Here is a 17,021-nt window from a genome sequence, read left to right on the forward strand (position 1 = left end):
AGGCGAATTTGCACTGGTCGCACTAGTGCATTTGCACTCTATTTCTTGCTTTTGACGCGCAGTTCACCGGCGAACAGCCCGCGTTCACGGGCCCAAACGATGGCTGCACTACGGCTGTGCACCCCCAGCTTGGAGTACACCGTGGCCACATGGTTACGCACGGTGTTGGGCGCAAGTTTCAGGCGCGAGGCGATTTCTTTGTCGGCCAGGCCTTCGCAGATCAAGCCCAGCACATCGCGCTCACGGGCCGTGAGGTCGGTGAACGCTACGTTGGGCAGGTTGGGGCTGTTGACGCTCTTGGCGTTGGCGAGTTTTTCAATCAGGGTCTGGCTGAACCAGGAAGCGTCCTGCATGACTTCCTCAATGGCCGCCACCAGTTCCAGTTCCGAGCGTTTGCGCTCGGTGATGTTCATCATTACCAGCAGGTAGCAGGGCACGTCCTCGATGATCACGGTGTCGGCAGACACCACGCAGTCGATCACCTCGTTGCCTTTTTTGCGCAGCTTGAGGTCCTGGCCGTCGAGGTTGCCGACTTTTTCCAGGGTGGCGAACAACTGCGCACCGGCCTGGGGGCTGTCGATAAAATGAATATCTTCGATGGCCTTGCCGATCAGCTCTTCGCTGGTATAGCCGGTGATGTTCATGAACGCTTCGTTGACATCTACCACCTGGCGGTTGGCAGCGCTGCACATCAAGGTCGGCACCGGTGTCAGGCGGAAGGACTTGGCAAAGCGCTCCTCACTCTGGCGCAAGGCAGTTTCCGCCTTGCGGCGTGGCTCCAGGTCGGTGAAGGAAAACAGCATGCAGTCTTCTTCGTTCATGTCCAACGGCTGGCCGGCGACGATCACCAGTTTGCTGCCGCCTTCGGGCAGGCGCAGCTCGGCCTGCATCTGCGGGATGGTCGCGCCTTCGCCCAGGCGCTGGATGGCCAGGTCTTTGCGCTCGGCCTGTTCCAGCACGTCCAACTCATACACCGAGCGGCCGATGACCTGGTCGCGGTTGTAGCCGGTCATTTCCAGGAAGCCCTGATTGACCTTGATGTAGCGCAAGTCGCTCAGGCGGCAAATCACCGCCGGTGCCGGGTTGGCGTTGAAGGTTTTTTCGAAGCGCTGCTCGGCGCTGGCCCACTCGGTGGCATCGCTGAGGATCAGCACCAGCAGCTCCGGCTCACCGTGCGCGTCGGTCAACACCAGGCTGCGCAAGCGGTGGACCCAACTGCGTTGTTCATCGGCGGCGGGGGTGACTTCCACTACCACGTCGCTGAACTCTTCACCGGCCGCCACCCGGCTGAGCGGGTAGTTGTCGAGCACTAAAGGGTGATTATTGCGGTAGCGCAGGGCGAAGCGCTGGGCGTATTCCTCGGTATTGGCGCCGAGTTCCTCGACCTCGCTGACCCCGTGCATGGTCAGCGCGGCTTCGTTGGCCCAGAGAATGGTCTGGTCGACCTCGGCCAGGATCACACCGTCAGACAATCCGGAGATGATCTGCTGCAATTGGCGGCGGTTGGTTTCTTTGGCAAGAACGTCCTGGGTCATGGTCTCTCCGGGGGATGGGCGCATGGGAAGTACGACACTCGGGCTTCAGGATAGTGCAGAGAAGTTGCCCGGGGCGGGGTGCGAATGCACCAGATGGACTGGTGCATTTGAATGAGGACGACCGCCACGACGCTCGCCAGACTGAGACGGTCAAATCACTCAAAGGATTAATCATGACCACTGTCTATGAAACCAACCGTTCACCGTTTCGCGTGTCTTGGAGCTCTGTGCTGGCGGGTAGTGCAATTGCCCTGGTGACCTACCTGGTGCTGAGTGTGTTGGGCACGGCCATCGGCGCGAGTGCCGTCAACCCGATGGAAGCCGGTAACCCGTTGCGCGGTTTCGGCACGGGTGCCGGCATCTGGCTGTTTGTGTCGACGCTGGTAGCGATTGGCGTCGGTGCTTTTGTGGCTGGGCGTACCGCGCCGGATCGCGGCGGCCTGCACGGCGTGCTGACCTGGACGCTGACCACGCTGTTCACCACTTGGCTGCTGGCGGCGCTGGCATCGAGCGTAGTGGGCACGGCGGGCAATGTCGTCGGTAAAGGCCTGTCTGCTGCCGGTAGCGGTATCGCCGCCGCAGCACCGGGCATCAGCGACAGCGTCAAACAGCAGTTGGACGAGCAGGGCATTCACCTGGATTGGAACAGCCTGCAAGGCCAGCTCGACACCTTGCTCAAGCAAAGCGGCAAGCCTGAGCTGGACCCGGCCAACGTCGAGCAGAAAACCGACCAGGCCGCTGCCGATGGCAAGCAAACGGCGACGGATGCCGCCACCAACCCAGCCCAGGCGGGCGACCAACTCAAGCAGTGGTTTGAGCGCGTAAAAGCCTCGGGTGAGCCTGCGTTGAATGCGGCGGATAAAGACGCACTGGTCAACATCGTTGCGGCCCGTACTGGCAAGAGCAAGGCAGAAGCCGCGCAGATCGTCGACAACTATGCCCAGGCTTATCAGCAAGCCATGCAAAAGGTCGATGAGCTGAAGCAACAGGCCGAGCAGAAAGCCCGTGAAGCCGGTGAGGTCGCGGCCAAACAGCTCTCCCGCGCGGCCTGGAGCACCTTGGCCATGCTGTTGTTGGGCGCCGCCTTGAGCTTCTTCGTCGGTCGCACTGCGCTGACCACGCGCCGCGCGCCTTTGGCTTAACCGTTTGTGCGGCAAGGACGCCGCTTTTCACTGGCACCCAACATGCTGGTGTCAGCATTCCATTCCCCTGCAGTGTCTGGCGATGCGTGAAATCTACAGCGTCTTCAATTCCAACGGTGCCTACGAGACCGGGGCCCACGCCCATGACGAGTTCATGTTGATGGTGCCCGAGCACGGCTTGTTGCGCTTCAAGGATGAAGACAGCGGGCGCAGCACCTCGGTGGTCGACCGCCAGTTCGTGCTGGTGCCGCCGCAATGCAGCCATTCCTCCTCGTCACTCACCGCCTGTTCGGCGAACACGGCCGCCATGCACGCTCGGCCGTGGGCGTGGCCGGGTTGCCCAGCAGCGGGATGCTGGAGCTGGAAGTAACAGCAGTCATCACGCCGAATGCGATTTAACCAACATCCTCGTTCCAATGTGGAAGCGGGCTTGCCCGCGAATACGGTAGATCAGTCAGCATCTGTTTATCTGACAGACCGCCTTCGCGGGCAAGCCCGCTCCCACAGGGTTATATGGTGAACCCAATAACCCATCCTCCTGAATGAATGCGTAAAATACCCGCCTTTTACGCATATCACGCACAGGTGCCCTTTGAGCGCAGGCAAAGCCGTCGGACTGTTATTACTCACTTCACTGCTGGCGGCGTGCGGCACCTCACCGCCACGCACGCCCAACGACCTGTGCGGCATTTTTCGCGAAAAAGATGATTGGTACGACGCCGCCAAAGTCACGCAAAAGCGCTGGGGCGTGCCGATCCAGGTGCCGTTCGCCATCATGTACCAGGAATCCGGTTTCCATCAGGACGCCCTGGCCCCGCGTAAATACCTGTTGTGGATCATCCCCTGGGGCCGGGTCTCCACGGCTGCCGGCTACGCCCAGGCCAAGGATGAAGTGTGGAACGACTACCGCAAAAGCACCGGCCGCAGCGGCGCCAACCGTAAGGATTTTGATGATGCCATCGACTTCGTCGGCTGGTACATGGACAAGACCTACACCATCAACGGCGTGTACAAGTACGACGCCTACGGCCAATACCTGAACTACCACGAAGGCTGGGGCGGCTACCGCCAGCGCACCTACGCCGCCAAAGCGTGGCTGCCGCCGGTGGCGAGCAAGGTACAGGCACGTTCGCAGATGTACGCGGCGCAATATGCAGGGTGCAAGGATGATTTGGGGCGTGGGTTCTGGAGCCGGTTCTGGCATTGGCTATAGGGCCAACGCTGCCAAGGGTGTTGCGGAGGTAAATGCACTAGTTCTGGAGCGCGGGCCTGTTGTGGTGAGCGGGCTTGCCACAGTAAGCCCGCTTGCCACAAATGGGTTGTTTTACGCTTGCATGCACTCCAATGATCGATCGACCATCACACTGGCCATGTCCACAAGGTGCAATACCGAAATCACCAATGTGCGTGAGTCACCTTCCAATTGATCAATCGCCGCCTGCGCCGTAACGGCGGCACAACGCAGCACGCTGCTGGCGTGGGCCAGGGCGTCTTCGAAGCTGAGCTCTTGGGTGGTGGTGAAGAAGGGCGGTTCTGATGCGGGTGGTGCGGGGACAAGTTTGTCCATGGTTCAACTCCTAATCAAGCGTTAGAGAGTCAACACCTTCGCTACTAAACGGGGTGGCGACCGTACGCAGGTTAGTAGACCGGCGATTAGGAAACCGGTGCACCCGAAGGTGCCCTACGCACGGCCACCATAACGCAGGGCCGAAAAAAAGCGCCTTGCAGAAGGGGGCGCCTTGCGCCTAATCACATCGGTGGGCTACTAAACCCGGTCACTGAATTGGCAGTGACCGGCGAAGACTAGCCATGCGAATTGAGCGGCGCAAGCGGTTGGGATTCTCTCGGAAACGTCCTGCAAGTTAAAGGGAAATGTCGCTGATCAGACTGTTCCTACACTTGCCAAACCTGCCCGATTCTGGGAAAACCCCAGCCTTTAAGCATTCAACGAGACCCACATGAGCAACGACGAACTGCAGATCACCGACACTCGCCCGGGCACCGGCAAAGCCGTGGTCAAGGGCGCGTTGATCACCACTCAATACACCGGCACCCTGGAAGACGGCACGGTGTTCGATTCGTCCTGGGAGCGCGGCAAGCCGTTCCAGTGTGTGATCGGCACCGGGCGGGTGATCAAGGGCTGGGACCAGGGGTTGATGGGCATGCAGGTCGGCGGCGTACGCACGCTGTTTGTACCGGCGCACCTGGCCTACGGCGAGCGCTCGATGGGCGCGCATATCAAGCCCAACAGCAACTTGCGTTTTGAGATCGAGTTGCTGGAAGTGCTGACGCGGGATGATTGAAAGGCGTTGAACATGGATGTTGAGTCACAGCGGTTGCCTGGCTGCTCCACCGAGGCTATTCGGGTGGTTGAACTGCATGACAGTGATGAAGCCGAGCTGCAGCGTTTTTTCGAGCAAGCGCCTGACTACTTCATCGCGGTCAACGGCGAACCCGCCACGCCAACCGAAGCGCGTGAAGAGTTGCGCGGCGATCTGCCTGCGGGCTGGAGCTGCAGCCGCATGTATTGGCTGGGTTACCGCGATGCGGATGATCAGCTGGTTGCCGTGGTGAACATCGCCGCAGATCTGCTCGCCACCGGTGTGTGGCACATCGGGCTGTTACTGGTGCATACGCGCTGGCATGGCACTGGGCTGGCGCGGCGGCTGCATGCGGAGCTTGAGACGTGGGCCGTGAGCAAAGGCGCCCAGTGGTTGCGATTGACGGTGGTTGTCGGCAATGCCAAGGCCGAGCGCTTCTGGCCCAAACTTGGGTATGTGCAGGTGCGCACGCGGGACGGTATTACGATGGGGCGGCAGGTGAATAGGGTGTCGATTCAGGTCAAGGCGTTGGCGGGTGGGCGGGTGAATGAATACCTGGCGTCTGTTGAGCGGGATCGGCCCGGTGCTGCGTAATCGTGAATGTTCACCGTCTCTTGTGGGAGCTGGCAAGCCAGCTCCCACATTTGAATGTTGGTAAGTCCTGGAACTCGGTTCCTGAACTCATCCTGAAGCATCGGCTTGTTCCCCATCGGTAAGTTTTCCTACGGTTTACTCCCCTGACATCGGGGCGTAAACTCCGCGCGTTTTAATCAATAGCGGAGACCCTCAGTGGGTACTTGTTCAAGTGACAGTTGTCGGCCGGTTTCAGTAATCGGCACCTACTTGGCAAGGTAACGCGCATTTTTCCGATGCCGTTATCTCGCCTGAAAAAAGCGAGCAGCGGCATCCCGGCAGCGCCTGTCCTGGCACCTGCCTGAATCCCTCTCATCGACGCTGACCAGCACCGCTTTAATCGACATCACGATTAAATGTGGGGGCCGGGCTTGCCCGCACCCACAGGGTTCGTGCGCATACGGGGAGATTTCCTATGCAAGCAATCAACAACATCAACCTCAATTCCTTGGTCGATACCGTCGTCAGCCTCACTGCGGCGTTTATCCTCGGCGGCTTGATCGGTTTCGAGCGCCAGTACCGTCAACGGACGGCGGGCTTGCGCACCAATGTGCTGGTGGCAGTGGGCGCGGCGATTTTTGTCGACATGGCCAACCGCCTCGGCGGCGCTGAAGGCGCTGTGCGCGTGGTCGCGTATGTGGTATCGGGTATCGGCTTTCTGGGGGCCGGCGTGATCATGCGCGAAGAAGGCAACGTGCGCGGGCTCAACACCGCCGCCACGCTGTGGGCATCGGCGGCAGTCGGTGCGTGTGCGGGGGCCGACCTGATCCTGGAAGCGCTGCTGGGCACGCTCTTTGTGCTGGCGGCCAACACCTTGCTGCGCCCGATCGTTAACAACATCAACCGCCAGCCGTTGGACGTGGTGTCGGCGGAGGTCACCAACATCCTCTATGTCATCGCGCGGCGCAGCCAGCAACAGGCGGTGATGGTCTTGCTGGAAGCCGAATTGGCGCGCTGCAACTACCCGGCCAGCGATGTCGATGTTCGGCCATTTGGCAGTGAAGAAGTGGAGATCGAGGCCACCCTGGTCGCGACCTCGGTTGACGGCGACGAGCTGGACGCGCTGGTTGCGCGTATTTCCACCTCGACCTTGGTGGTGCAGGCGTTCTGGAGCCCGAGCACCACGGATTAGTCGGCTGCTCGAAAGCGTCGCCACGTGCAGGATGGGGGGCGCCTTGCTCGGATAAATCCTACATTTTGATGGGATTATCCCTTCGGATGAAGCGTCATTTCGTTGTTAAGGTTGCGCACTTGCAGCTAGCCGGCGGTGTTGGTTTAGCTGTAAGTGTTCAACTTTTTTCAATCGAAGGGACCAGGCACAGCCTGGCTATCGTCCTGAGTAGAGACAGTACCGTTGGTCGGCACTGTCATTTCTCACAGGTACCTGTGTCCCACTTGATGTGGAAGGCTACTTACCTGCCATGGGATTTTTATGATCAAAGCATTGATAGTCGACGATCATCCGTTTATTCGCCAAACCGTTCGGTTCCTGCTCAAGCAAGAAGGGTTTACCGATATTGATGAGGCGGGTAACGGCGCGGATGCTGTGCAGAAGGCCAGGGAAGGGCGCCCAGACCTGATTATTCTTGACTTGGCCATCCCGAAGCTGGGCGGGCTGGAGGTGATCAGCCGGGTCAAGGCGCTGGGCCTGCCATGCAAGATGCTGGTACTGACATCGTCCCTGCCGGAGTTTTTCTCTGCTCGCTGCATGCGCGCCGGGGCCATGGGGTTTGTCGCCAAGACCGGGGAGTTGGACGAGCTGCAAAAGGCGATCAAGGCCGTGATGTCCAACTACAGCTGCTTCCCCAGCTTACCGACCAGCTCGGTGCGCCGCGATGATTTGCAGGCCTCGGAGTTGCAGTTGGTGGAATGCCTGTCGGACCGCGAGGTGGAGGTGTTACGTATGTTGGCGCTGGGCCTGGGCAATAACCAGATTGCCGAACAAATGCTGCTGAGCCACAAGACCATCAGTACTTATAAGACGCGGCTCAAGGACAAGTTGTGCATGTCGTCGGTGGTGCACATGGCCAAGTTCGCCCAGCGTAATCATCTGATCTGATTCGATATGACCCCAACCCGCATTCGACAGTTGATGATTGCCCTATTGATGGGCCTGCTGCCGATGGCGGCGCTGGCCCTGGATGAGCCTCACCCGCTGCGCTTGTTGGGGCACGCCACGCTGGATGGCAATGGTTTGTCCGTGGTGCTGAGCGAGGCGGACTGGCACTGGTTGCGCGAGCGTCGTACCTTGTTCATGGGGGTTTCCGCGCCGGACTATGCGCCTTTCGAGCTGACAAATAATAACGACGAACTTGAGGGGATCACTGCCGATTACGCGCGGTTGCTCTCCCAGGCGCTGAACGTCAACGTGGAAGTTCGTCGCTACGACACCCGTGACGAAGTGATCGAGGCGCTCAAGCAAGGCACCATTGACTTCCTCGGAACCGCCAACGGATTTGAGGCGGGTGACCCGCAGTTGGTCCTGTCTCGTTCCTACGGCAATGATCAGCCCGTGCTGGTAACCCCTACCGCAGACACCCAGGCCTTGACGGTCGATCTGGCCGGCAAGCGCGTGGCCATGCTCTATCACTACATGCCGCCCGATGTCGTACAGGCCTTCTATCCCCGGGCGCGGTTGGAATTATTCCCGTCTGTCTTCGAGGCCATCGGCGCCGTGGCGTTCGGTCGCGCCGATGTCTACCTGGGCGACGCCATCAGCACCAATTACCAGATCAGCCGCAACCATCTGAACAATGTGCAAATGGCGGATTTTTCCACACTGGAATCCAACTCTTTCGCCTTCGCTGTTGCGCGCGACAACACCCGGTTGCTGCGCATCATCAATACAGCGCTGAGGGCGATTCCGGCTAACGAGCAGATGGAAATATTGCGTCGTTGGAGTGGCGGCAATCTAGGCCTGCTCGGTGCTGAACGGCTGCACTTGAGCACCAACGAGCAGCGTTGGCTGGACAAGCATCCGCGCGTCAGGGTGGTAGCGTCCGACCAGATGCTGCCTTTGGCATCCTTTAGCGCACAATGGCAATTAGACGGCTTGAGTGCTGACGTTTTATCGCGGATCAGCCTGCGCACCGGGTTGAAGTTCGATGTTGTCCCGGGCGGATCAATGCCCCAGCAGATTGACGCGGTCAGCACCGGCAGGGCGGACATGATGGCGGTGATCACACCGAGCGTCGAAGGCTCTGACCAGGTGCGCTTTACCCGGCCCTACCTGACCAATCCGCTGGTGCTGGTCACGCGCAATGACGACCCCGCGACGATGACCCTGGACGACATGCCAGGCAAGCGCCTTGCGATAACCGCCGGCAGTGCGCTGCGTGAGTTGATCAATCGCGACTATCCCGGTATCAACTTCGTGACGGCCAAAAACCCTACACAAGCCATGGCGATGGTGGCCTCCGGCGCCGCCGAGGCGGCCGTCAATTCATTGATCAATGCGCGCTACCTTATCGCCCTGCAATACCGTGACTCCTTGCGCGTGACCAGCACCGTCGGCTCTGAACCTGCACGCATGACATTTGGGGTCAACCGTGGTCAGCTGGAGTTGTACTCGATACTGGACAAGGCGTTGCTGAGCATCCCACCCCAGGAAATGGACGAGTTGGTCAACCAGTGGCGCACTGACGTGATCGTCGAAGACCATTGGTTGCGCCATCGCAGTGCGATCATTCAAGGGTTCGGCCTGGCGGCGCTGTTGCTGGTGGTCACTCTGGGCTGGGCTTTTTACCTGCGCAGCCTGATACGCAAACGTGCCCAGGCCGAACGTGCCTTGAGCGACCAGATGCGTTTCATGGGCGTACTGATCGACGGTACGCCGCATCCGATTTACGTGCGTGACCGCCAGGGCAGGTTGATGGCCTGCAACAGTGCTTACCTGGAGGTATTTGGTTTTACCCTCGAAGCAGTGATCGGCAAGACGGTCATACAAACCGATTCCGGCAACCCTCCACAGGCCCGGTCTTTCCATGAGGACTACCTGCAGCTGATGGCGCGTGGCGAGCCGCAGATTCATGATCGGGTACTCAAGTTGCCCAATGGCAAGGTGCTGACCATCTACCATTGGATGTTGCCCTACCGTGACGGCGACGAGAACGTGGTGGGCATGATTGCCGGTTGGGTGGACGTGAGTGAGCGCCAGCGCCTGTTGGGTCAACTGCAGGAAGCCAAGGAAGATGCCGACGCCGCCAACCGCGCCAAGACCACCTTCCTGGCGACCATGAGTCATGAAATCCGCACGCCCATGAATGCCGTGATCGGCATGATCGAGCTGGCCCTTGCGAACGCCGAGCAGGGCCGCGCCGACCGCGATGCTCTGGAGGTGGCTTCGGTTGCGTCCCACGGGATGCTCGAGTTGATTGGCGATATTCTTGATATCGCCCGGATCGAGTCCGGCCATTTGTCCCTGGCGCTGGAGTCGGCCAACCTGCATGAACTGCTGATGTCGGTGGTTCGGGTGTTCGAGGGGCTGGCGCGTGCCAAAGGCCTGGTGTTTCAGGTAGAACTTGATCCGCTGATTGATTGCCAGGTTCTGGCCGACCCGTTGCGCTTCAAACAGGTGGTGTCCAACCTGCTGAGCAATGCCATCAAGTTTACCTCCCAGGGCCAGGTGCGCCTGGGCGCGCGCAGTTTGCCGGCCCCCGACACCGGCCAGCTGAGTCTCAGGTTATGGGTGGAAGACACCGGTATTGGCATCAGCGCTGAAGACCAGCAACGCCTGTTCAACCCGTTTATTCAGGGGAGCAACACTGAGCAGTCGGCGCGCAGCGGGTCGGGGCTGGGGCTGGTAATCAGCCGAAACCTGTGTGAAATGATGGGCGGTAATCTGCAGTTGAACAGCGTGCTCGGCCAGGGTTCACGGGTAGACGTGATGTTGATAGTGACCCGCACGGCTGCGTTGCCGGTCGCGGTTCCAACACCTGGCCCTGTCGTGCAGCCGGCGCGCGCATTGGACATTCTGGTGGTGGATGACTACCCGGCCAACCGCTTGCTGCTGGCGCGGCAATTGAGCCACCTGGGGCATCGCATCATTACGGCCGAAGACGGCATCGAGGGCCTGGAGCTGTGGAAGACCAGGCATCCTGATGCCGTGATCACCGATTGCAACATGCCCCTCAAGGACGGCTACACCTTGGCGCGTGATATCCGCGCGCAAGAACGGGAGCAAGGTCTGGCGCCGTGCCTGTTGCTGGGGTTCACCGCCAATGCGCAACCGGAAGAGACCGAGCGTTGTCGTCAAGCGGGCATGGACGACTGCCTGTTCAAACCTGCCGGGCTTGATGACTTGCGCTCGGCCCTGGCCTCGCTCACGGCCAGCCCCGGTGCAGTTGAAGCTGAAATGGCCTTTGATTTGAGCACGTTGATTTCGCTGACGGGCGATGATCATGCAGCGCTGACGGAACTCTTGGTGCCGCTGGTCGACAGCCTGGAAGATGACCGCGCGCTTTTACCGAGGCTGCAACGCCAGTTCAATTTTCACGCGCTGCATGATCTCGCCCACCGTGCCAAGGGCGGGGCGCGGATGGTGAAGGCGCAGGTGTTGATCGCTTGTTGTGAAACGCTGGAGGGGGTTTGCCAACGGCAAGATCGCGACGCACTGGTTGGGGCGGCGGAAGCGGTGGGCGAGGCGATTGGCAATCTGCGTGACTGCCTGAATGCTTATTGCAATCGGCCGTGACTGCGGTTGATCGCCATTGGGCGGTTTTGGGAGAACTCCTACGTGAAGGGGGAACAAGCCTGATTTTGTCTACGGGATATGTCTGGACAATGGGCGCTGCTCACTGACGAGCACAGCCTGCCCGGGGTTTGCCATGCCGAACAAAGCACTGACCATCCTTATTGCCGATGAACAGCACCTGCAACGCCTTTACATCGAAAAAATGCTCAACCAGTTGGGGTACTACCGGATTGTTCCGGTGCAAACCTTCGACGAAGTCCAGATCCTCACCGCCATCCCCGCTGAGCCCTTTGATGTGCTGATCATCAATGGCGGGCTGGCGGCCCATGCAAGTGGGCCACAGCCTCAGGTGCGGCATGTGCTGGTCTACGACCATCAGGACCTGGGTGCCCCCGCCGGCGCGACGCCGACGGTACGGGTGCGGTTGCCTGGCGCGCCGGACACCGTCAATCTCGAACACTTCATGGACATCATCGACCCACCGCAAGCCTCGCGCGGCCTGCGGGTGTTGCCGTGGCTGCGGGAGTTATCCGGCCGGCCTGCCACCGGGGTTTAGTCCCACTTCGGTGCGATGCCCTTGGGGCTGGTCAGGCGATGGCCACGTTCCAGGCCGGCAATCTGCGCCATGTCGGCAGAGCTCAAGGTCAGTTGCAGGGCCTTCAGATTGCTCTCCAGGTTGGCGCGTTTGGTCGACGATGGGATCACCGAGTAGCCCAGTTGCATCGCCCACGCCAGAGTCACCTGTGCCGGGGTGGCTTGGTGGCGTTCGGCGATTTGCTGAATCACCGGGTCTTTGAGCACTTCGCCGTACGCCAGGGTCATGTAGGAGGTGATCTGGATACCCTTGGCGGTAGCGAAATCCACCACTTTCTGGTTTTGCAGGTACGGGTGCAGTTCGACCTGGTTGGTGGCGATGTTCTCGGCGCCAACCGCCGCAATCGCCTGCTTCATCAGCTCAACGGTGAAGTTGGAAATACCGATCTGGCGGGTCAGGCCCAGGCGTTTGGCTTCCAGTAATTGGCCCATGAATTCGGCCACGGGCACCTGGTCGTCCGGCGATGGCCAGTGGATCAGGGTCAGGTCCAGGTAGTCGGTCTTGAGCTTGCGCAGGCTCTCTTTAAGGCTGGGGATCAACTGGCCTTCGGCGAAGTTGGCGATCCAGATCTTGCTGGTAATAAACAGTTCGTCACGCGGCACACCGCTGTTGGCAATGGCTTGGCCGACATCGGCTTCGTTCTCATAGATCTGCGCGGTGTCGATGACGCGGTAACCCAGTTCCAGGCCGGTGCTCACGGAGTCGATCACCACCTGGCCTTGCAGGCGGAAAGTGCCAAGGCCGAAGGCGGGGACGTTTGGGGTAGGGATAGACATCAGTAACTCCTGAGAGGGGATAAACAATGGAGTCGAGTATCTGCCCGTCGTTCCTTCGGAAAAACCGTCGAATCCGAAAAGGACTCTTTACCAGAAGTCACGAGTGTCGCCCGCTGCAAATAAAACGCGTGCCGGTGGACGAGGTCTTCAAGTGGCCGTGAAGGCGTTCAGCGGTCGAACCAGGCGAGCAGCACCGTCACGTTGTCGCGCCCGGCGTATTGTCGCCGACGTGAAACACCAGCAGCGGCCCCATCGAGCTGTGGGCGCCAGAGGCCGGTGAGCGTCGTGCCCATGCCGCTGCCTTCGCTCATATGGAGGGCCACATTCTGCTGATAGACCCACTGGTTCACTTGATCGATGGCGTTGTGCAGCCTGCTGGCGGCTTGCATGTCCGGGTCCGACCACGTGGCATCCGGGTCGGCGCCGTCGTTGATCACGTCGACACTGTGGGTACAGGTATCGAGCAGTCAATCACCAAAAACCTGTCGTTCAAGACCGAGTACCTGTACTACGACCTGCGCCATGACAAGCTGAACGTGGCGGTAATTCCGGGCAGCGGCGGGGCGGGTACTGGCTATGACTCCAAGTTCAAGAACGATGGGCAGATGTTGCGTGTTGGGTTGAACTGGAAGTTTGACTGACGGTGTTACGCCACCTCATGCGCAGGCGCGTGAGGCTGTTACGGGGCGCGCAGGGCGGTGGTGGTAAAACTGGCCCTGTCGCGTCTTGCGGTTTTTGCGCGATTGGAAAGTGTTCCAGCTCGTGAAGTCGAAGCGAGTGGCAGAGACGACGTTTTCCTGGACCAGCATGATGGGCAGGGGCTGGTTCGTGTTTGTGTAGTGGGTATTGAACGTGACCTCCAGTGTGTCCTTGTCCCGATAGCCGCTGAGAATAGGAAGCAGGGTGAAGGCGTGATCCATGCCCTCGGACTCAGTGGGTTCGCCGACGAACACCACAATGCCTACGTACACTTTGCGATCGCTCAAGCTGAACATGCAAGGTGCCCGCTGCTCAATGGACTCTCTCAGTAAGCGCCTGAAAGCGTTGCCATCCAGAACACCCAGCGACAGCAAGTAATGGAGTTGTTCGTCCGTTTCCAGTTTCAGCACTTTCTTTCGCAGGCGCACGTAGAGTTTTGCCCAGCCCAAAGGAATTGCCATGGCGGTAAGCCCTATCTGAAGTAGAAATACCCACAGTGCGCCGTTTTTCTCATTGGCAATGTCGAGCTGTACCAACAAGGCACCTAGATAGCTGCTGTAGTCTGTTGCAATCGCATACCCTGCGACTTCGACCTTCTGCTTCGACAACGCAAGAATAATGGCACTCAGGATCGTAGCGATGATCAGGCAAACCAAGCCCAGCCTTGCAACTTGCAGGTAGAGCAGTTGCCCTTGAAAACGGTGCAGACGATGGTAGAAAAAAGGGTGTCTGATGCAGACCATGTAGCCACTGACAAGCAACGGTACAATTATCAGCAGGCCCATATGTCGTCGACCTCCATTTGCCGGACCTGACGTATCGCGTCCTTGTAATTCTGCGATTGCGCAACCTCGGCAGCGTCGACGCCAATGCCACAATCATGGATCTTCCAGCTTTTATAGGATTTGACGGCTTTGACTCGATCCCAATCATCCGGAGTCGGTTTTCCAAACAGCAAATGCAATAAGTTCATGGCGACAACCTCGCAAAGAAGTAGCCAGTTTTATAGCAAGCGATCTGGCCTCAGGACCATTGATGGCATGCCGTGCCACCGTCGTCGGTTCCTGTAGGAAGCGTCTCCATTTGCTCAGACGGCCTAAAACGTCGGCGGCGTAATCACCCAGATCACCACCGTCTGTACCTTGCCTGGGTTGCCATACCGATGCGGCTCGCTGCTGGCGAAGCTGAAGCTGTCGCCCGTATCCAGCAGAAAATGCCGATCGCCCACCCACAACTCAAACTGCCCGCTCAACACGTAGCCCGCTTCCTCACCTTCATGGCTGTAGCTTTGCTGGCTGTAGGTGCCGGGCGGAAAGCTCGACTGCAGCATTTCCAGTTGATGGTTGGGCAACGGCGTGAGCAATTGGTCGACGATGCCATCTTCATAGCGGATGCTTTGCCGGTTGCCCTGGCGCACCACATAACCTTCATCCGCTTCGGCGGGAATGGTTTCACTGGCGAAAAACCACTGGATGGTCACCCCCAGGCTGCGGGCAATATTGAACAGCGCCGGAATCGACGGATACGCCAGGTTGCGTTCCAACTGGCTGAGGTAGCCGGCGGTCAACTCACTTGCCTGCGCCAGCTCGGTAAGTGTCAGCCCGAGCGCCTTGCGCAGGCCGCGAATGCGCGTGCCGAGAAACAGTTGCTGCGGTGCGTCGGTCACAGGTTCCATGCCACTTTGAGTCCTTCGTAAATCGCCTCTTCGGCGGTGCGCGGCGCCAGGCAGTCGCCGATGCGATCAAACGGCACCAACCCCGCCAGCTCCGCGCCCAGAATGTCCACCGGCTGGTGGCCCTGGCACAACACCAGGCTGTCGATATTCTCCAGCAGCATCGGCTCGCCACTGGCGGTATGTTGCAGGTAGACGGTGCTGTCGTCGCAGCCGTAAAGGCGGGCGTAAGGGATGATCGCAATCGCCAGGCGGTGCAGCTCTCCAGCCAGTTGGTCGCGTACGTACAACGGCAGGTTCTCCCCGCAATGTGTGCCATTCACCGCCAGTTGCACCTGATGGCCGGCGCGCATCAGGCGCTCGGCGATGCCCGGGCCGATCCAGTCGCAACGCCAGTCGGCTACCACCACCGAGCGACCCAGCGTGACCTCACCGCGCAACACTTGCCAGGCGTCCACCACTTGCAACTCACCGGCTTGCTCGAAGGCTGGCCAATAGGGCTCGGCGCCGGTGGCGATGATCACGTGATCGGGTTGCTGCTGCTCCACCAGCGCCCGGTCGACGCGAGTGTTGCGCACCACACGCACACCCGCCAGCGCCATCTCGCGCTGCAGGTTGGTGCTGGCGCCGCCGAACTCGCTGCGCCGTGGCAGCAATTGCGCCAACAGCACCTGCCCACCCAATTGCGCGCTGGCCTCGTACAGCGTCACGTCGTGCCCACGTTGCGCGGCCACGGCCGCCGCCTTCATGCCGGCAGGCCCGCCGCCCACCACCATGATGCGCCGGCGCGTTAACGCCGGTTGCAGATTGGCGAATACCAACTCGCGCCCGGTCTCGGGATGCTGGATACACGAAATCGGCAAGCCCTTGTGAAAGTGGCCGATACACGCCTGATTGCAGGCGATGCACGCGCGCACGTCGTCGGCGCGGCCAGCCAGGGTTTTGGCCGGCATCAACGGGTCGCAAATCAGTGCACGAGTCATGCCGCACACATCGGCCTGGCCTCGGGCCAGGATCAGCTCGGCCTCCTGCGGCTGGTTTATTCGCCCGGTGACAAATAGCGGAACCGCCAGGCTGGCCTTGAACGTCGCCGCCTCATCCGCAAGGTACGCCGCCGCGATGGCCATGGGCGGCACGATATGGATCGCGCCACCCAGAGAGGCCGAGGTGCCGGCGACGATGTGTACAAAATCCAGCTGCGTTTGCAGGCTTTGCACCGCCGCCAGGGATTCGCTCTCGGTGAGCCCTTCACTGTCACGCTCATCGGCAGAAATGCGCAGGCCGATGATGAAATGCTCGTCGGTCGCCGCCCGCACCGCCGCAATAATTTCGCGCAAAAACCTCAGCCGTTGCTCAAGCGAACCGTTGTACCCATCGGTGCGCCGATTAACCCGTGGGTTGAGAAACTGCGCCGGCAAATACCCATGGCTGGCGACCACTTCCACCCCGTCAATTCCCGCTTGATACAAGCGCCTGGCCGCCGCGGCATAACCGGCGACGATCTCATCGATCATCGCCTGTTCCAGCGCCCGTGGCATCACCCGAAAGCGCTCGTTGGGCACCCCCGACGCCGAGTACGCGACCGCCAGCAAGCCGTCTGCCGACTCCATGATTTCCCGCCCCGGATGAAAGATCTGCGACAGCACCACGGTGCCATGGGCATGGCAGACCTCGGCCAATTCGCGATAGCCATCGATGCAGGCATCGTCGGTGGCCATCAGCACGTGCGAGGTGTAGCGCGCACTGTCATGCACCCCGGCCACCTGCAACACAATCAGCCCCACACCGCCTTCGGCCCGCGCACGGTGGTAGGCGATCAACTGCGCATTAACGTGATTGTCGGTGGGCATCGAGGTGTCATGCCCGCTGGACATGATGCGGTTTTTCAGGCGTTTGCCGCGCAGTTGCAACGGCTCGAACAGGTGGGGAAAGGCTGCGTGCGACATGGTGCGGATA

General features: G+C 60.1%; 18 protein-coding genes. 10 read left to right on the forward strand and 8 right to left on the reverse strand.

Features of this window, described 5'->3' with window-relative positions:
• Positions 1–38: 38 nt before the first annotated feature.
• Positions 39–1,535: a PAS domain S-box protein gene (locus PspR76_RS11635; RefSeq protein ID WP_159955317.1), complete on the reverse strand. Its 1,497-nt coding sequence runs from the start codon at positions 1,533–1,535 to the stop codon at positions 39–41.
• Positions 1,536–1,708: 173 nt separating this feature from the next.
• On the opposite strand from PspR76_RS11635, the gene PspR76_RS11640 reads away from it, so the two are divergent.
• The 3 genes from PspR76_RS11640 to PspR76_RS11650 all read left to right on the forward strand — a co-directional run bounded on the left by PspR76_RS11640 (position 1,709) and on the right by PspR76_RS11650 (position 3,890).
• A complete protein-coding gene (locus PspR76_RS11640) occupies positions 1,709–2,677 on the forward strand; it encodes a hypothetical protein (protein WP_159955318.1) in 969 nt (322 codons plus the stop codon).
• A gap of 82 nt (positions 2,678–2,759) precedes the next feature.
• Entirely contained in the window at positions 2,760–3,047 is a 288-nt protein-coding gene (locus tag PspR76_RS11645; protein WP_237235748.1) for a hypothetical protein, read from the forward strand.
• 222 nt (positions 3,048–3,269) lie between these two features.
• Positions 3,270–3,890, forward strand: a complete 621-nt coding sequence (locus PspR76_RS11650; protein WP_159955319.1) for a transglycosylase SLT domain-containing protein — start codon at positions 3,270–3,272, stop codon at positions 3,888–3,890.
• Between the two features lie 111 nt (positions 3,891–4,001).
• On the opposite strand, the gene PspR76_RS11655 is transcribed toward PspR76_RS11650, so the two are convergent.
• Complete coding sequence (locus tag PspR76_RS11655) at positions 4,002–4,244, reverse strand: DUF6124 family protein (protein ID WP_159955320.1); 243 nt, start codon at positions 4,242–4,244, stop codon at positions 4,002–4,004.
• A 391-nt stretch (positions 4,245–4,635) separates the two neighbouring features.
• Between PspR76_RS11655 and PspR76_RS11660 the strand changes: the two genes are divergently transcribed.
• From PspR76_RS11660 to PspR76_RS11685, 6 genes are all read left to right on the forward strand, one after another.
• Positions 4,636–4,980, forward strand: a complete 345-nt coding sequence (locus tag PspR76_RS11660; RefSeq protein WP_159955321.1) for an FKBP-type peptidyl-prolyl cis-trans isomerase — start codon at positions 4,636–4,638, stop codon at positions 4,978–4,980.
• A 12-nt stretch (positions 4,981–4,992) separates the two neighbouring features.
• The gene (locus PspR76_RS11665; protein ID WP_159955322.1) at positions 4,993–5,592 is read left to right on the forward strand and encodes a GNAT family N-acetyltransferase; all 600 of its coding nucleotides are present in this window, start codon (positions 4,993–4,995) and stop codon (positions 5,590–5,592) included.
• A gap of 454 nt (positions 5,593–6,046) precedes the next feature.
• Positions 6,047–6,763 (forward strand): MgtC/SapB family protein, encoded by a 717-nt coding sequence (locus tag PspR76_RS11670; RefSeq protein WP_159955324.1) that lies wholly within the window; start codon positions 6,047–6,049, stop codon positions 6,761–6,763.
• A 300-nt stretch (positions 6,764–7,063) separates the two neighbouring features.
• Positions 7,064–7,690 carry a response regulator transcription factor gene (locus PspR76_RS11675; RefSeq protein ID WP_159955326.1) on the forward strand — a complete coding sequence of 209 codons (627 nt, stop codon included), beginning with the start codon at positions 7,064–7,066 and terminating at the stop codon, positions 7,688–7,690.
• 6 nt (positions 7,691–7,696) lie between these two features.
• On the forward strand, positions 7,697–11,323 hold the full coding sequence (locus PspR76_RS11680; protein ID WP_159955328.1) for a transporter substrate-binding domain-containing protein: 3,627 nt from the start codon (positions 7,697–7,699) through the stop codon (positions 11,321–11,323).
• 133 nt (positions 11,324–11,456) lie between these two features.
• Positions 11,457–11,879 (forward strand): chemotaxis protein CheY, encoded by a 423-nt coding sequence (locus PspR76_RS11685; RefSeq protein WP_159955330.1) that lies wholly within the window; start codon positions 11,457–11,459, stop codon positions 11,877–11,879.
• Here the strand turns inward: PspR76_RS11685 and dkgB are convergent.
• Together dkgB and PspR76_RS11695 are read right to left on the reverse strand one after the other, a co-directional pair.
• A complete protein-coding gene (gene dkgB, locus PspR76_RS11690; RefSeq protein WP_159955332.1) occupies positions 11,876–12,694 on the reverse strand; it encodes a 2,5-didehydrogluconate reductase DkgB in 819 nt (272 codons plus the stop codon). The two genes, PspR76_RS11685 and dkgB, sit on opposite strands and share 4 nt — an antisense overlap.
• A 167-nt stretch (positions 12,695–12,861) precedes the next feature.
• Positions 12,862–13,131 carry a hypothetical protein gene (locus PspR76_RS11695; protein ID WP_237235749.1) on the reverse strand — a complete coding sequence of 90 codons (270 nt, stop codon included), beginning with the start codon at positions 13,129–13,131 and terminating at the stop codon, positions 12,862–12,864.
• Between the two features lie 9 nt (positions 13,132–13,140).
• On the opposite strand from PspR76_RS11695, the gene PspR76_RS11700 reads away from it, so the two are divergent.
• Entirely contained in the window at positions 13,141–13,335 is a 195-nt protein-coding gene (locus tag PspR76_RS11700) for an outer membrane protein (RefSeq protein ID WP_237235750.1), read from the forward strand.
• Positions 13,336–13,350: 15 nt separating this feature from the next.
• Here PspR76_RS11700 and PspR76_RS11705 read toward each other — a convergent pair whose 3' ends face one another.
• From PspR76_RS11705 to PspR76_RS11720, 4 genes are all read right to left on the reverse strand, one after another.
• Entirely contained in the window at positions 13,351–14,178 is an 828-nt protein-coding gene (locus PspR76_RS11705) for a hypothetical protein (protein ID WP_159955334.1), read from the reverse strand.
• Positions 14,166–14,366: a hypothetical protein gene (locus PspR76_RS11710; RefSeq protein ID WP_159955336.1), complete on the reverse strand. Its 201-nt coding sequence runs from the start codon at positions 14,364–14,366 to the stop codon at positions 14,166–14,168. Before PspR76_RS11710 ends, PspR76_RS11705 begins: the two co-directional genes overlap by 13 nt.
• 123 nt (positions 14,367–14,489) lie before the next feature.
• Positions 14,490–15,068 (reverse strand): cupin domain-containing protein, encoded by a 579-nt coding sequence (locus tag PspR76_RS11715; protein ID WP_159955338.1) that lies wholly within the window; start codon positions 15,066–15,068, stop codon positions 14,490–14,492.
• Positions 15,056–17,011, reverse strand: a complete 1,956-nt coding sequence (locus tag PspR76_RS11720; protein WP_159955340.1) for an oxidoreductase — start codon at positions 17,009–17,011, stop codon at positions 15,056–15,058. The genes PspR76_RS11715 and PspR76_RS11720 overlap by 13 nt, the downstream gene beginning before the upstream one ends.
• Positions 17,012–17,021 lie beyond the last annotated feature (10 nt).

This window comes from Pseudomonas sp. R76 (assembly GCF_009834565.1).
In the GTDB taxonomy this organism is placed as follows: Bacteria; Pseudomonadota; Gammaproteobacteria; order Pseudomonadales; family Pseudomonadaceae; genus Aquipseudomonas.

Coding starts and splice junctions, on each gene's coding strand:
- PspR76_RS11635 (WP_159955317.1), bottom strand. CDS start 1,535: ATGACCCAGGACGTTCTTGCCAAAGAAACCAACCGCCGCCAATTGCAG.
- PspR76_RS11640 (WP_159955318.1), top strand. CDS start 1,709: ATGACCACTGTCTATGAAACCAACCGTTCACCGTTTCGCGTGTCTTGG.
- PspR76_RS11645 (WP_237235748.1), top strand. CDS start 2,760: ATGCGTGAAATCTACAGCGTCTTCAATTCCAACGGTGCCTACGAGACC.
- PspR76_RS11655 (WP_159955320.1), bottom strand. CDS start 4,244: ATGGACAAACTTGTCCCCGCACCACCCGCATCAGAACCGCCCTTCTTC.
- PspR76_RS11660 (WP_159955321.1), top strand. CDS start 4,636: ATGAGCAACGACGAACTGCAGATCACCGACACTCGCCCGGGCACCGGC.
- PspR76_RS11665 (WP_159955322.1), top strand. CDS start 4,993: ATGGATGTTGAGTCACAGCGGTTGCCTGGCTGCTCCACCGAGGCTATT.
- PspR76_RS11670 (WP_159955324.1), top strand. CDS start 6,047: ATGCAAGCAATCAACAACATCAACCTCAATTCCTTGGTCGATACCGTC.
- PspR76_RS11675 (WP_159955326.1), top strand. CDS start 7,064: ATGATCAAAGCATTGATAGTCGACGATCATCCGTTTATTCGCCAAACC.
- PspR76_RS11680 (WP_159955328.1), top strand. CDS start 7,697: ATGACCCCAACCCGCATTCGACAGTTGATGATTGCCCTATTGATGGGC.
- PspR76_RS11685 (WP_159955330.1), top strand. CDS start 11,457: ATGCCGAACAAAGCACTGACCATCCTTATTGCCGATGAACAGCACCTG.
- dkgB (WP_159955332.1), bottom strand. CDS start 12,694: ATGTCTATCCCTACCCCAAACGTCCCCGCCTTCGGCCTTGGCACTTTC.
- PspR76_RS11705 (WP_159955334.1), bottom strand. CDS start 14,178: ATGGGCCTGCTGATAATTGTACCGTTGCTTGTCAGTGGCTACATGGTC.
- PspR76_RS11710 (WP_159955336.1), bottom strand. CDS start 14,366: ATGAACTTATTGCATTTGCTGTTTGGAAAACCGACTCCGGATGATTGG.
- PspR76_RS11715 (WP_159955338.1), bottom strand. CDS start 15,068: ATGGAACCTGTGACCGACGCACCGCAGCAACTGTTTCTCGGCACGCGC.
- PspR76_RS11720 (WP_159955340.1), bottom strand. CDS start 17,011: ATGTCGCACGCAGCCTTTCCCCACCTGTTCGAGCCGTTGCAACTGCGC.